Source organism: Agromyces sp. NPDC056389 (assembly GCF_042262385.1).
Lineage (GTDB): Bacteria > Actinomycetota > Actinomycetes > Actinomycetales > Microbacteriaceae > Agromyces.
On the sequence record NZ_JBHJPN010000001.1, the window covers coordinates 809,016 to 822,608 of the forward strand.

12 protein-coding genes and 1 other RNA gene are annotated in these 13,593 nt (G+C 69.7%); 3 read left to right on the forward strand and 10 right to left on the reverse strand.

The window, feature by feature from the left end:
• Positions 1-46 precede the first annotated feature (46 nt).
• Entirely contained in the window at positions 47-1,000 is a 954-nt protein-coding gene (locus ACFCVM_RS03800) for a DMT family transporter (RefSeq protein WP_375834046.1), read from the reverse strand.
• An 81-nt stretch (positions 1,001-1,081) separates the two neighbouring features.
• Here ACFCVM_RS03800 and ACFCVM_RS03805 point away from each other — a divergent pair, with 81 nt between their 5' ends.
• Entirely contained in the window at positions 1,082-1,993 is a 912-nt protein-coding gene (locus ACFCVM_RS03805) for a LysR family transcriptional regulator (RefSeq protein WP_375834048.1), read from the forward strand.
• Positions 1,994-1,997: 4 nt separating this feature from the next.
• On the opposite strand, the gene ACFCVM_RS03810 is transcribed toward ACFCVM_RS03805, so the two are convergent.
• Complete coding sequence (locus tag ACFCVM_RS03810) at positions 1,998-3,440, reverse strand: thioester domain-containing protein (protein ID WP_375834050.1); 1,443 nt, start codon at positions 3,438-3,440, stop codon at positions 1,998-2,000.
• Positions 3,441-3,621: 181 nt separating this feature from the next.
• Positions 3,622-3,993, reverse strand: a transfer-messenger RNA (tmRNA) gene (gene ssrA / locus ACFCVM_RS03815).
• A gap of 195 nt (positions 3,994-4,188) precedes the next feature.
• Between ssrA and ACFCVM_RS03820 the strand changes: the two genes are divergently transcribed.
• Positions 4,189-4,866, forward strand: coding sequence for an SIMPL domain-containing protein (locus tag ACFCVM_RS03820; RefSeq protein WP_375834052.1), 678 nt, complete (start codon positions 4,189-4,191; stop codon positions 4,864-4,866).
• Positions 4,867-4,914: 48 nt separating this feature from the next.
• On the opposite strand, the gene ACFCVM_RS03825 is transcribed toward ACFCVM_RS03820, so the two are convergent.
• The 6 genes from ACFCVM_RS03825 to ACFCVM_RS03850 form a co-directional block, all read right to left on the reverse strand.
• Positions 4,915-5,652 carry a tyrosine-protein phosphatase gene (locus ACFCVM_RS03825; protein WP_375834055.1) on the reverse strand — a complete coding sequence of 246 codons (738 nt, stop codon included), beginning with the start codon at positions 5,650-5,652 and terminating at the stop codon, positions 4,915-4,917.
• Positions 5,653-5,729: 77 nt separating this feature from the next.
• Positions 5,730-6,206 carry an SsrA-binding protein SmpB gene (gene smpB, locus ACFCVM_RS03830; protein ID WP_056655819.1) on the reverse strand — a complete coding sequence of 159 codons (477 nt, stop codon included), beginning with the start codon at positions 6,204-6,206 and terminating at the stop codon, positions 5,730-5,732.
• Between the two features lie 95 nt (positions 6,207-6,301).
• Positions 6,302-7,213: a permease-like cell division protein FtsX gene (ftsX, locus tag ACFCVM_RS03835; RefSeq protein WP_375834058.1), complete on the reverse strand. Its 912-nt coding sequence runs from the start codon at positions 7,211-7,213 to the stop codon at positions 6,302-6,304.
• Positions 7,210-8,268 (reverse strand): cell division ATP-binding protein FtsE, encoded by a 1,059-nt coding sequence (gene ftsE / locus ACFCVM_RS03840; RefSeq protein ID WP_375834061.1) that lies wholly within the window; start codon positions 8,266-8,268, stop codon positions 7,210-7,212. The genes ftsX and ftsE overlap by 4 nt, the downstream gene beginning before the upstream one ends.
• Before the next feature lie 88 nt (positions 8,269-8,356).
• Positions 8,357-9,841 (reverse strand): Na+/H+ antiporter NhaC family protein, encoded by a 1,485-nt coding sequence (locus tag ACFCVM_RS03845; protein WP_375834064.1) that lies wholly within the window; start codon positions 9,839-9,841, stop codon positions 8,357-8,359.
• A 24-nt stretch (positions 9,842-9,865) separates the two neighbouring features.
• Positions 9,866-11,521 (reverse strand): amidohydrolase, encoded by a 1,656-nt coding sequence (locus ACFCVM_RS03850; protein ID WP_375834067.1) that lies wholly within the window; start codon positions 11,519-11,521, stop codon positions 9,866-9,868.
• Positions 11,522-11,644: 123 nt separating this feature from the next.
• On the opposite strand from ACFCVM_RS03850, the gene ACFCVM_RS03855 reads away from it, so the two are divergent.
• On the forward strand, positions 11,645-12,337 hold the full coding sequence (locus ACFCVM_RS03855; RefSeq protein WP_375834070.1) for a TetR/AcrR family transcriptional regulator: 693 nt from the start codon (positions 11,645-11,647) through the stop codon (positions 12,335-12,337).
• A gap of 94 nt (positions 12,338-12,431) precedes the next feature.
• On the opposite strand, the gene prfB is transcribed toward ACFCVM_RS03855, so the two are convergent.
• Positions 12,432-13,538, reverse strand: a complete 1,107-nt coding sequence (gene prfB, locus ACFCVM_RS03860; RefSeq protein ID WP_375834073.1) for a peptide chain release factor 2 — start codon at positions 13,536-13,538, stop codon at positions 12,432-12,434.
• Positions 13,539-13,593 lie beyond the last annotated feature (55 nt).

Below are 13,593 nucleotides of genomic sequence, written 5' to 3' on the forward strand. Positions count from 1 at the left end.
CGCGCCGTCGGGCGACGCCACGCGGCATCCTCGTGCCGGAGGGCGCTCACACGGTCGTGGGCGACGCCGCCGACTCGAGCGGCGCCCTGGGCCGCCGGCGGCTCCACGCCACCCCTGCCAGGCAGAGCGCCCCGCCCACCATGCCGAACACGGTCGGCAGCTCGCCGAGCAGCAGCCACGAGAGCAGCACCACGATCGCGGGCACCGCGAGCGTCGCCGACGCCGTGGCGCCGGCCGAGCTGCGCTTGAGCACGTAGGCCCACAGCAGGAACGCGATCGCCGTCGGGCCCACCCCGAGGTAGACGACCGCGAGCACGGCGGGGGCCGGGGCGTCCGAGAGCTCGCCCACGGTCTGCGGCACGAACGGCAGGAGCACCAGCGCCCCGACGACGCAGCCGATCCAGGTCGCGCTCAGGGCGTCGGCCGACCGCAGCGCCACCTTCTGCACGAGCACCCCTGCCGCGTAGAGGACCGCGGCGAGCACGCCGAGCACGATGCCGATCGGCTCGCTGTCGGCACCGACTCCGCCCGTCGCGATGATCACGACGCCGACGAATGCGATCCCGATGCCGACCATGAGCGGCCGCGGAAACCCCTCCTTCAGCAGCACGCCGGCCGCGAGGGCGACGAGCAACGGGGCGATGTTCACGAGCATCGCGACGGTCCCTGCATCGAGGTGGCGTTCGGCGATGTTCAGCACGAGCGTGTAGCCCGCGAACCAGAGCACGCCGTACGCCGCGATCAGTGCGAGCGCACGCGGGCGCGGCATGGGCGGCCTCCGCCATACGGCGATGGCGACGAGCACCACGGCTCCGACCGACTGCCGCCCGAGCGCGAGCGGCCCCGGCGAGATCGACTCCCCCACCGCGCGGATCGCGATGAACGCCGAGGCCCACAGCACGAGTACGACGACCATCGCCACGAGCACGTTCCAGCGGATCGGTTCCCGGTGCGTCGCGGCCGGCGTCTGGCGGAGGGCGGCGCTCCGGGAAGGTTGCATGGCTCCAGCCTGTTGGAGCCAACACCACAGCACAAGCGAACGATTCTACCGATCAATTCAGCAACGCTGTACGATCGACCCATGGTCGACCCGCATCGCCTCCGTGTGTTCCGCGCCGTCGTGCAGACGGGCTCGATCAATCGTGCCGCCACGCGACTGGGCTACACGCCGTCGGCGGTCAGCCAGCACGTCAGCACGCTGCAGCGCGAGACCGGGCTGATGCTCATCGAGAAGCGCGGGCGCGGCATCGTGCCGACCGCCGCCGGCCTCGTCGTGGCCGAGCGCGCCTCCCGGGTGCTCGACCAGCTGGCCGACTTCGATTCCCTCGCCGACGACCTCCGCTCGGGTCGCAGCGGAACCCTGCGGATCAGTTGCTTCTCGTCCTCGAACCGCGCGTGGATGCCGGGGGTCGCCGCCGCGATGCTGGCCGAGTTCCCCGACCTGAGACTCGAGCTCAGCCTCGTCGAGCAGCACGGCCAGCTCACCGGCGAACCCGATCTCGAGCTGTACGTCGCCGAATCGGTGCGCGGCGATCGCGACCCGGCCGTCGCCGACGGCGTGGCCGACGGCTACGACATCGAGCCGCTCCGCACCGAGGGCTACGTGGCCGTCGTTCCGCTGGGGCATCCGCTCGCGCTGCGACACGAGGTGAGCCTCGTCGAGCTGGCCGACGAACCGTGGATCGACAACGACTACGCTCGTGGGCCGTGCCGCGAGATCGTCCTCTCCGCCGGCACCGCGCGGGGCTTCGCTCCTCGATTCCGCCTGCAGGCGCCCGACTATGCGACGGCGTTCGACTACGTCGCCGCCGGCGTCGGCATCACGGTGCTCCCGAGGCTCGGCGCCCTCTGCCTGCCCGACGGGGTCGCCCTCGTGCCGCTCGACGACGCCGACGTTCGACGCCGCATCATGCTCAGGGTGAAGCGTTCGATGCGCACGCACCCCGCCGTGCAGCACATGACGACGCTGCTGCGCGAGGCCGCCCGGTCCTGATCGATCAGCTCACGCGGCGGCGCTTCGCCGCGATGAGGCCGAGCAGCACCCCGCCGCCGAGCAGCGCCAGCGCGAGTCCGCCCTGGAAGCCGGAGTCGGTACCGCTCGCCGCGAGCCCGGTCGTCGGCGACGGAGTCGGAACCTTCGCGTACTCGTTCGAGACGAGCACCTCGCCCACCGCTTCGCTCGTGATCGTGACGGAGGCGGGAGCGATCGACGATCTCACCAGCGAGACCTGGGCCGTCGCTCCGTTGCCGGACTCGGTCACCGTGCACTCCGAGCCGACGGGGATGCCGGAGACGAGCAACGGGTGCTCCCCCGCAGCCGTCCCCGCGGGAACGATCAGCGAGCGGCTGAAGTCACCGGCCTCGCCGGTGCAGACGACCTCGATGGTGACGTCGCCCTGCAGTCCGGCTCCCGTTCCCGAGATGCTCTTCGTGACCTCGAGCTGGCCCGCCTCGAACCAGGTGAACGGCACGCCCGCGCGCACCGGCAGCACGGTGTTCGAGGCGAGGATCAGCGTCTGCGCCGTGGTCACCCCCGGGTTCGTGCCGTTGTAGACGTAGACGCTGCCTCTGGTGTACTCGACCGCGGCGGTGAGACGGAAGCCCAACGGCGTCTCATCGGCGACGAACTGCACCCACAGCGACGAACCGACCGCGACGGTCTCGAGATTCGCGACCGGTTGCGTGCCCGTGGCGTCGCGGTAGACCTGCACGCCGTTCTGCTCGAGGAATCCGGCGTCGACATTGCCGCCGACGACGAACGGGCCGACGAGGTCGCCGGTCGACGGCAGCGACCCGGTGGCCGGCGTCACCGTCAGTTCCGGGAGCACCGGAGGCGTGTCCGCGGCATTGGCGATCGCATCGGCCACGATCGCCGACGTCGCGGCGCGCAGCGGGCTCGCATCAGCGAGGATGAACCGGTCCGTGAAGAACCAGATGGCCGCCTGCACCGCCGCGGTCTTCTCCACAGCCGTCGGCAGGCTGGCCGGCTCGGCCGAGTTCGGGAAGTAGGTGGCGAGGATGTAGGAGACCTGCGGCAGGTTCGGGATCGTCGTGACCGACCAGTCGCCCGCATCGTAGTTCGTGCCGATCCGGGTCTCGGTCTCGAGGTCGATGCAGTACGCGACCCCGGTGGCCGTGCCGAAGGTGTCGCGCAGTTGGATCTGCGCCGTCGTCTGGCTCTCCGGTGTGAGTCCCGCAGGGAAGGCAGGGTATCCCCCGAGCGGATCGAGCGTCGGGTCCTGAGCGCCGACCGCACTGCCGACGAGCGGGAATGCCTCGACCGTCACCTGGCCGCCGAGCGAGTCGCCGCGGGAGATCGGCGGATCGTCGGGCACCGGCACCGCCGTCGCGGGCGCCGCGATGCCGAGTGCCCCGATGGTCCCGAGCAGAACGGCGCAGGCCGCCCCGATCGCGATCGTTCGAATGCGTTCGATGCGCATAGCCACCCCCGTGAGCCCGCGATGATCCGAGTCGTCCCTCGTCAGTCTGTCGGAGGTGGGGTATCGAATCAAGGAGGGCTCGCGGATCCAGGCGCGCCTGGTCGATGCAACGGAAATGCCCGGCCACTCGCGAGAACGCGAGCGACCGGGCATCCGTGCTGCACTGTGCGACAACGACCGTTGGTGGAGATGGGGGGAATTGAACCCCCGTCCATCGCTGTGATTCCACGCCTTCTCCGGGCGCAGCCTGTGCAAGCGTTCTACTCGGCCCCGACCTTTGCCACAGGCGCCTAGGTCGACGGGCCCAGCCTGAATGAAGTCCCGCGTGTCGCTCAGGCGACCACACGCAGCAAGTTCCCTAGATGACGCCAGCTACCGGGGCGGGAACAGACCCGCGGGCTGACGGACTATCGGGCTCGCTTATGCAGCGAGGGCGAAGTCAGTGCGCTTTGCATTGGCACTTATTGTTTTCCAGAGATCGTTTACGAGATAACCCTGGATCCTCGGCCCGCTTCTCGTGGGTTCGCAGACGATGTCGAAACCGATCATCCCCATGAATCGCCGTGACCGATCGCCCAGTCGGAACTGGGCATGCAGCCTGGCGGGCCGTTGTCGCACTGTGGAGTTGTCAATGAGCAAGAGCTCACACCCCGGACTCCCATCGTTGATACGGCGGGTACCCGGCCTTACAGTCTAGAACAGGCGCGCCCGCTCCGCCATTCCCGAGCGGATTCATCTGGAGGTCCATGTGGCTACCGTCATCGCCGTGCGCGGCACCGCCGAGGAACGCATCGCTCCCGAGCTCGGGGCGGTCTCGCTCACGGTGAGCGCTTCCGGAGCCGAGCGAGACGCGACGCTCGAACGCACGTCGACCGCCCACGAGCAGCTCATCGCCGAGGTGCGCGAGCTCGAGACATCCGGCGCCCTCGACACCTGGTCGGCCGGCCAGTTGCGCGTCTCGTCGCACCGCCCGTGGAACAACGAGGGCAAGCAGCTGCCCGTCGTGCACCAGGCGAGCGCCGACGTCGAGGTCGTGTTCACCGACCTCGACCGCCTCGGCGACTGGGTCAGCACGATCTCGCTCGGCGACTCCGTCGGCATCGGCGGCATCGACTGGAGACTGACGGATGCCACGCGGAGGCGCACGCAGGAATCCGCGCAGCAGGGCGCAGTCGCCGATGCAGTGGCGAAGGCCACCGTCTACGCCGCCGCCCTCGGCCTCGGCGCACCGACTCCCGTGGAACTCGCCGACACCGGCCTGCTCACCGCCCAGCCGGTGCCGCCGAGCGGCGGGGGCGAGCGGATGTTCGCGATGCGCGCCGCAGCGGACATGGCCGGTGGCGGCGGCGGGCCGTCGCAGTTCACGCCCGCCCTGCTCGTGATCACGGCATCGGTCGAGGCGAGGTTCACGGCCGACGCCGCGTGAGCGGGCCTCGAGACCGCGAGCCTTCGAGACCGCCTGAGCGCTGAAGCCTCAGGCGGGCTCGATGAGCAGGGTCTCGAGCGCGCCGAGCGCACCGAGTTCGAGACCCGATGCGAGCAGGTACTCGCGGATCGAGCCGTGCTCGCGCTCGATGAGGTCGATGAGGTCGTCGATGGCCTCGCGAGGGCTGCCGCCCATGAGCGTGCGAAGCGCGGGCGAGTCGGGCACCCCGTGGCGCTTGATGAGCTCGACCATGCCGTCGAGCCACTCGCCGGCGAGGTTCGCCTCGGTCGAGGCGTAGTCGGCCACGACCGACTCGCGATCGACGCCGACGGCGAGGAGGGCCAGCGCCACGACGACGCCCGTACGGTCCTTGCCGGCGGTGCAGTGCACGACGACTGCGCGGTCGCCTGCGGTCGAGATCTCGCGCAGCGCATCGACCACGACGGACGCGTGCTGCGTGACGATGCGCTCGTACAGCGCCTCGAGGGAGATGCCCGCCATGCCCTGCGACGCACCCGAGCCTTCGAAGACGGGCAGGCGCAGCACCTCGATGTCGAGGTCGCCGAGGTCGTCGGGCATCATCTGCGCCTCGTTCTCGTCGCGCAGGTCGATGACGATGCCGACGCCGAGTTCGCGGAGCTTCGCCTGGCCGGCGTCGCCCAGACGCGCGAGCCCGTCGGAGCGGAACAGCACACCGTCGCGGACCGTGCCGCTCAGCGCCGGCAGCCCGCCGACGTCGCGGAAGTTGTAGGTGCCGGGTACCGGAATGCGCGTCGAAGTCTCCATCGAGCCGAGCCTACACGCGCCTGCAGGGCGCGAGCCCGGGGGCGAACACGACCGTGAACGCGCGCCCGGCGCGAAGCTCAGTCGCCGAGATTCTTCCGGCTCGCCATGGCGCGATCGGCCTCGCGCTTGTCCTGGCGCTCGCGCAGCGCATGCCGCTTGTCGTATTCGCGCTTGCCCTTCGCGACGGCGATCTCGACCTTCGCGCGGCCGCCCGAGAAGTAGATCTGCAGCGGCACGAGCGTGTAGCCGCCCTGGCTCGTCCGGTGGCTGATCTTCACGATCTCCTGCTTGTGCAGGAGGAGCTTCCGCTTGCGCCGCGGCGCGTGGTTGTTCCACGTGCCCTCGGTGTACTCGGGGATGTGCACGGCGTCGAGCCACATCTCGCCGCCCTCGATGAAGGCGTAACCGTCGACGAGCGACGCCCGACCCTCGCGGAGCGATTTCACCTCGGTGCCGGTGAGCACGAGGCCCGCCTCGTAGGTGTCCTCGATCGTGTAGTCGTGGCGTGCTTTGCGGTTGGTCGCCACGACCTTCTGACCGGTCTCCCTGGGCACGTGCGGCTCCTTGCGTCGAATGCGGATGCCCCGGGGCATCCGGAGCAGCCGTTCAGTCTAGCCGTTGCGGGCCGGGCGTGTCGAAACCCGGCCGATCAGACCTTCAGGTACCTCGTGATCGCGATGCCGGCCGAGACCGCGGCGAGCACCACGCCCACGAGTATCAGCAATGGCACGACGATCAACGCGTCGGTGAGATCGACGAACGTGAACGAGAGGTTGTCGGCGAGATAGCCCTGCACGAAGAAGTGCACGATCGCCACCACCGCCCCGCCGGCGAGGAGGGACCCGATGAGTCCCGCGAACACCCCCTCGAGGATGAACGGCGTCTGGATGAACCGGTTCGACGCCCCGACGAGTCGCATGATGCCGAGCTCGCGACGGCGAGAGAACGCCGAGAGCCTGATCGTCGTCGCGATGAGCAGTGCCGCGGCGACGAGCATGATCGCCGCGACCGTGATCGCGGTGTAGCTCGCCGCATTCAGGACGTCGAAGATCTGGTCGAGGTAGCGCCGCTGGTCGACGACGCCCTCGACCCCCGCCATTCCGGCGAAGCTCTCCACGAGCACGGCCGCCTGCGATGGATCGACGAGGTTCACCCAGAAGGTCTCGTTCAGCACCTCCGGCGTCACGTAATCCGCCGCGGGAGTGCCGGCGAACTGCTCCTGGAAGTTCGCGAACGCCTGATCGTGGTCCTCGAAGTAGAACTCGTCGATGTACTTCGCGAGCGTGTCCGACGAGAGCTGTTCCTCGATCGCGGCCTTCTGCTCCTCGGTCGCCTCGCCGTCGGTGCAGCCGGCGGTCGTCGACACGCTCGTGCAGAGATAGACGGCGACCTGGGCCCGGTCGTACCAGTAGTTCTTCATCTGGCCGATCTGCAGCTGCAGCAGTGCGGCGGTGCCGACGAAGGTCAGGGAGATGAACGTGACGAGCACGACGGAGACCACCATCGAGGCGTTGCGGCGAAGGCCGTTCGCCGCCTCGGAGAGCACGAGACCGAGCCTCATTTCGTCGGCCCCACTTCCTGGTCGTCATCGCCTTCCCGGGGGCCTCCCGGTGCTCTGAGTCCCAGCCGTTCGGCGAGGGTCAGGTGTTCGGATGCCGCGCCTGCGCCGGCCTGCTTCGGCTTCAGCTTCTCGGGGTCGACCTGGATCGTGCCGGTCGCGGCAGCGGTGATCTCGGCGGCGGCATCGGTCACGGCGTCGGTCGCCTCGGGCTCGACGTAGAGCGGCTCGGCGTCGCGCATGATCTCGGGCGTGACCTTCGGTGCGGCGACGGCGGCCATGGCGGCCTCGGGCTGGCCCGCCCGGCCCGGTTCGCCGACATCTCCGGCTTCACCGGCCTCCTGTTCGGGCACGTACTCGACGTCGCGCACGGTCTGCCCGTCGTAGCCGGCGCTGCGCTCGTCGCGCACGATGTCGCCGGCCGAGAGTTCGATGACTCGGCGGCGCATCTGGTCGACGATGCCGGCCTCGTGGGTCGCCATGACGATCGTCGTGCCGCTCGCGTTGATGCGCTCGAGCAGCGTCATGATGCCCGCGCTCGTCACGGGGTCGAGGTTGCCGGTCGGCTCGTCGGCGAGCAGGATCTGCGGCTTGTTGACGATCGCCCTCGCGATCGCGACGCGCTGCTGTTCGCCGCCCGAGAGTTCGTGGGGCATCCGCTTGCCCTTGCCATCCAGCCCGACGAGCTTCAGCGTCTCGGGCACCGCCGACTGCACATAGCCCCGCGACTTGCCGATGACGCGCAGCGTGAAGGCGACGTTCTCGTAGACGGATTTGTTCGGCAGGAGCCGGAAGTCTTGGAAGACGACGCCGAGGTCGCGCCGGAAGTACGGAACCTTCCGCGTCGAGATCGAACCCAGGTCTTGACCGAGCACGTGGATGGCGCCCTTCGACGGCTTCTCCTCTTTGAGGATGAGCCGGAGGAAGCTCGACTTGCCGGAGCCGGACGCGCCGACGAGGAAGACGAACTCCCCGCGGAGGATCTCGACCCCGATGTCGTTGAGGGCGGGCCTCGCCTGGCCGGGGTAGGTCTTGGTGACGGAGTCGAAGCGGATCATCGCAATCGAGCCTAAGGAAGGGGCACGCAAAAGTGGGCAGCGACACCGGGATTCCGGGTCGCCGCCCACTGGATATGGACGACCGGCTCTACACGCCGGCGAATCCCACGATCAGGTAGAGCACGAGCGACGCCACCGCCGCGACGCCCGCGTACGGCAGGATCGCCGCCATGAGGTTCAGCGGCTTGATGCCGGTCGACCGCGACGCGAGGATGATGCCGTCACCGTAGAGGCACGTGGTCGAGCCGAGCGCTGCGCCCGAGAACACGGCGGCGCCCGCGATGATCGGGTTCACGTCCATCGCGAAGGCGAGCGGGATCACGATCGGCGTGATGACGGCCGCGAGATCCCAGAACGAGCCGGTCGCGTAGGCGTAGACCCCGCAGACGAGGAACACCATGGCGGGCAGCAGCGCGCCGCTCATGACGGGCTGAGTCGCGTCGATGACCCAGTCGGCGAGGTGCAGGTCGATGTTCATGTGCTGGACCATGAAGGCGAGCGCGGTGAGCACGATGACGAAGAGCATGCTGCCGACGCCGTCGAACGCGGCCTCGAGCACGCCCTTGACCTTCAGTCGTCGCTGCACCGTGTACATGACGATGGCGACGATGAGGGCGGCGACCGTGCCCTTCAGCACGTCGACCTCGGTGAGGATCGTCACGACGATCATGACCGCGATAGGCACGAGGAAGTTCCAGGGACGCGGTTTCGCGTACTCGGGGGCCCGCGTCGCGACCGCCGTGGCGGTTGCCGCGGTCGCCGTCCCGGGTGCCGATGCGACGGCGCGGCCGGCATCGTCGCCCGAGACGGCGAACTCGCCGACCTCGGCGTTCAGGGGCAGCCCGCCCTCGGCCTCGCGCTCCTCGGCGGTCGTTCCGGCGGGGAACACGTCGCCCGTGGCATCCGCTCGCGCGATGTCCTTCTTCAGGGCGCCGAGCTTGGGGAACCAGCCGAACGCGACGAGTGCGGCGATCGCGATCGCGATCCAGCCGAAGAAGATGAACGGGATGGCCTGGAGGTAGGCGCCGAAGCCCGAGCCGTTGGCCGTCACGCCCTGCGCCTCGAGCAGGCCCGCGAAGAACAGCGCCCACGTCGAGAACGGCACGATGACGGCGATCGGCGCCGCCGTCATCTTCATGATCGTGCCGAGTTCCGTGCGCGGCACGTTGTAGCGGTCGGTGACGGCCTTCATCGACGTGCCGACGGTGAGCACGTTCAGGTAGTCGTCGACGAACAGCACGATGCTCAGCAGGAAGCTCAGCACGGTGGACTTGCGCCGCGAGTTCACGAAGCGCTCGGCCCACGCCGCGAACTCCCGGACGGCGCCCGAGCGCTCGAAGAGCGTGATCAGGATGCCGAAGAGCACGACGACGAGCATGAGCCACTGGAGGGTCTCGTCGGCCATGGCGGTGCCGAAGTAGCCGATCCAGGAGTCGAAGAACTCCCAGCCGCCGAGCAGCACGGCACCGGCGAGGGTGCCGCAGAGCATCGCGAAGAGCGTGCGCCGGGTGAGCACGGCCACGACGAGGATGATGACGACGGGGAGGAGCGCGAGCGCGCCGACGTCTTGCATGGTTGCCTCTGATTCGAAGGGGGGTCAGGCGGCGGATGCCGCGAACACGGGTTGCCCGTCGACGATCGTCGTCAGCACGGGGAGGTGCAGCAGTTCGTCCGCGTCGACGTCGAGCGGGCTGTCGGCCCAGACGACGAGGTCGGCGCGGTAACCCGGCGCGATGACGCCGAGATCGCGGTCGCCCTGGGCCTCTGCGGCCCAGACGGTGTAGCCCTGTAGGGCTTCGTACGGCGTGAGCACCTGGTCGGGCTCGAACACCGGGGCGTCGCGGTTGCCGGGCTCGCGGCGGAGCCGCGCCCAGGCGAGCCCGATGCGCGCATCGGTCTGCGCGACGGGCCAGTCGGAGCCGAGCGCCACCGGGGCGCCGGCGTCGATCATGTCGCGCACCCGCCAGCCGAGGGCGGCGCGCTCGGGGCCGAGTCGTTCGGCCCAGAAGTCGGAGCCGTCGGCCTTGCGCCACTGCATGTGCAGCGGCTGCACCGACGCGGTGATGCCCGCGTGCGCCATGCGGCGCAGGTCGCGGTCGGCGAGCAGCTCGAGGTGCTCGATGCGGTGGGCCGCGGTGCCGTTCGAGTGCACGCCCGCGGCGAGGTAGGCGTCGATGGTCTCGCCGATCGCTCGGTCGCCGATCGCATGCGTCGCGATCTGGAAGCCGGCGTCGGCGTAGCGGTGCACGACGCGTTCGAACTCATCCGCGTCGGCCCAGAACGAGGTGCCGCCGTCGCCGTGGGTGTCGGGTTCGTAGAGCCATCCGGTGCCGGTGTCGATGACGCCGTCGGCGAAGAGCTTCACGAGGCCGCCGCGCCACCGCTTTCCGCTGCGGTCGCGCTGCGCGAGGTAGTGGAGCGTGCGCTCCTCGTCGTAGCCGGGGTTGTGCGCCATCGCCGAGACGATGCGCACGGGCAGCCCGCTCGGGGCCTCGGGGTCGGCGGATGCCCCGCCGTCGAGCTCCTCGAGCAGGTCGAGGTTCGCGGGGTTGCCGTCCATGATGCATCCGCCGGTGATGCCCGATGCCGCGAGGCCGCCGAGGATGTCGCGAACCCGATCGATGGTCTCTGCGCGCGTGTACTCGGGCGCGGTGCGCAACACGATGTCGAACGCCGAGTCCTCGCGGAGCGCGCCGGTCGGCCGCCCCGAATCGTCGACGACGATCTCGGAGGTGTCGCCGAAGCTGCGTGCACCGGTGATGCCCGAGCGGTGCAGCGCCTCGGTGTTGGCGAGCGCGGTGTGCCCGTCGAAGAAGATCAGGAACGCCGGGGCTCCGGCGGTGGCGCCGTCGATCGCCGCCGCGGTCATCGGCAGGCTCGTGAAGAGGTCGTAGTCGACGTTCCAGCCGCGTACCCAGCCGCCCGACGCGCCATCGGCGACGCGAGCGGTCTCGTCGCCGAGCATGCGCAGGAACGTCTCGGGGTCGCGCACTCCCCCGAAGTCGACGCCCACCGCGAGCTCGATGCCTTGAATCGGGTGCATGTGGGCGTCGATGAGCCCGGGGGTGACGGATGCCCCGGCGAGGTCCCGCACGACGGTGCGCGGGCTGCGGTAGTCGGCGAGATCGGCGGCGTCGCCGACCGCGAGGATGCGGCCTGCACGGATCGCGACGGCGGACGCCTCGGGCTGACGCGGATTCATCGTGATCACGCGCGCGCCGATGAGGATGGTGTCCGCGACGACCCCGTGCATGTGTGCTCGCTTCCCGCCTGCCTTCATCGGCGGCAAAATTTAATGTGGTTAAATTCGGGCACACGCTACTCCCGTCTACGCTCATCGACAAATCCCCTGCGCCGACCACCTCGAAGGAGCCCCGTGAGCCCACCTCCGGCCAAGCGAAGTGCGGGTCGCCCGCGCACGTCGGTGCTGAGCACCGAGCAGATCGTCGACGCGGCGTTCGCCCTCGCCCGCACGGCAGGACCCGACGGGTTCACGATGGCGGCGCTCGCGCGCTCGCTCTCGGTGCATCCCCCTGCGCTCTATCACTACTTCGGCGGCAAGGCCGATGTCGTGCGGGCCATGCGAGGCCGCGTCGCCGAGCTGCTGGACGTCTCGGGGTTCGACACCCCCGAGATGACGCTCGCCGACGCCGTGCTGCGGTGGGCGCACTCCTACCGTTCGGCGTTCGCCACGCACCCCGCGGCCATCGCGCTGCTCGCGACGACGGCGATCGACGGCCAGGAACGCTCGGTCGCGAACTACGAGTCGATCACGCGGCGGTTCGTGGCGGAGGGCTGGCCCGTGGGCGGCGCCGTCGACGCCATCGTCGCCCTCGAGTCGTTCATCATCGGATCGGCGCTCGACACGCTCGCACCGGCCGACATCATGTCGCCCGGCGCGGCAGCGCCCATCGCACCGACCTTCAGTCGCGCCGAAGCCCTGCGGAGCGTGAAGGCCGCGGCGCAGGGCGTGCAGCCTGCCGACCGGTCGTTCGACCTCGGCCTCGCGGCGCTCGTCGGCGGTCTGCCCGCAGCGCTCGCCGCAGCGGTCGAGGCGGAGCGCGTCTGATCGCCGAGCGCGTCTGAGCGCCGAGCGCGTCTGAGCGCCCTGGATCGGGCGGCTCGTCCGGCCGAGGCCGGAGGCATCCGCTTCGCTCGGGTGTCTACTCGGTGGGGCGCTTGCGCCACTTGATGCCGGCGGAGATGAATCCGTCGATGTCGCCGTCGAAGACGTGGCTCGGGTTGCCGACCTCGTACTCGGTGCGCAGGTCCTTCACCATCTGGTACGGCGCGAGCACGTAGGAGCGCATCTGGTCGCCCCAGCTCGCGGTGATGTTGCCCGCGAGCTCCTTCTTCTGCGCTGCCTCCTGCTCCTTCTGGATCAGGAGGAGTCGCGACTGCAGCACGCGCATGGCGGCCGCACGGTTCTGGATCTGCGACTTCTCGTTCTGCATCGAGACGACCGTGCCGGTCGGGAGGTGGGTGATGCGCACGGCGGAGTCGGTCGTGTTGACCGACTGGCCGCCGGGGCCGCTCGAGCGGAAGACGTCGACGCGGATGTCGTTCTCGGGGATGTCGACCTCCTGCGCCTCCTCCATGAGCGGGATGACCTCGACGGCCGCGAAGCTCGTCTGGCGCTTGCCCGCAGCACCGAAGGGGCTCATGCGCACGAGGCGGTGCGTGCCGGCCTCGACGCTCAGGGTGCCGAAGGCGTAGGGCGCGTCGATCTCGAACGTCGCCGACTTGATGCCCGCCTCCTCGGCGTAGCTCGTGTCCATGACGGTGGCCTTGTAGCCGTGCTTCTCGGCCCAGCGCAGGTACATGCGCATGAGCATCTCGGCGAAGTCGGCGGCGTCGACGCCGCCGGCGCCGGCGCGGATGGTGATGACCGCCGGGCGGTCGTCCCACTCGCCGTCGAGCAGCGTCTGCACCTCGAGGTCGCCGATCGCCTTCTGCAGCGACTCGAGCTCGGTGCGGGCCTCTGCTGCGCTGTCTTCGTCGCCCATCTCGTTGGCGAGCTCGATGAGCACCTCGAGGTCGTCGAGTCGCGAGTCGATGCTCGTGACGCGCGCGAGCTCGGACTGACGATGGCTGAGCGCGCTCGTCACCTTCTGCGCGTTCGCGGTGTCGTCCCAGAGATCGGGGACGCCCGCCTCTTCTGAGAGCCGCTCGATGTCGGCTGTGATGGCGTCGACGTCGACGACTGCGCGAATGTCGCTGAAGGTGGAGCGCAGCGCGGCGATCTCCTGCGAGAGGTCAAGATCCAACATGGCTTCCCCAGCCTACGCGAGTCGCCTGCCCGCATGGTGCACTGCCCGCGCGGGT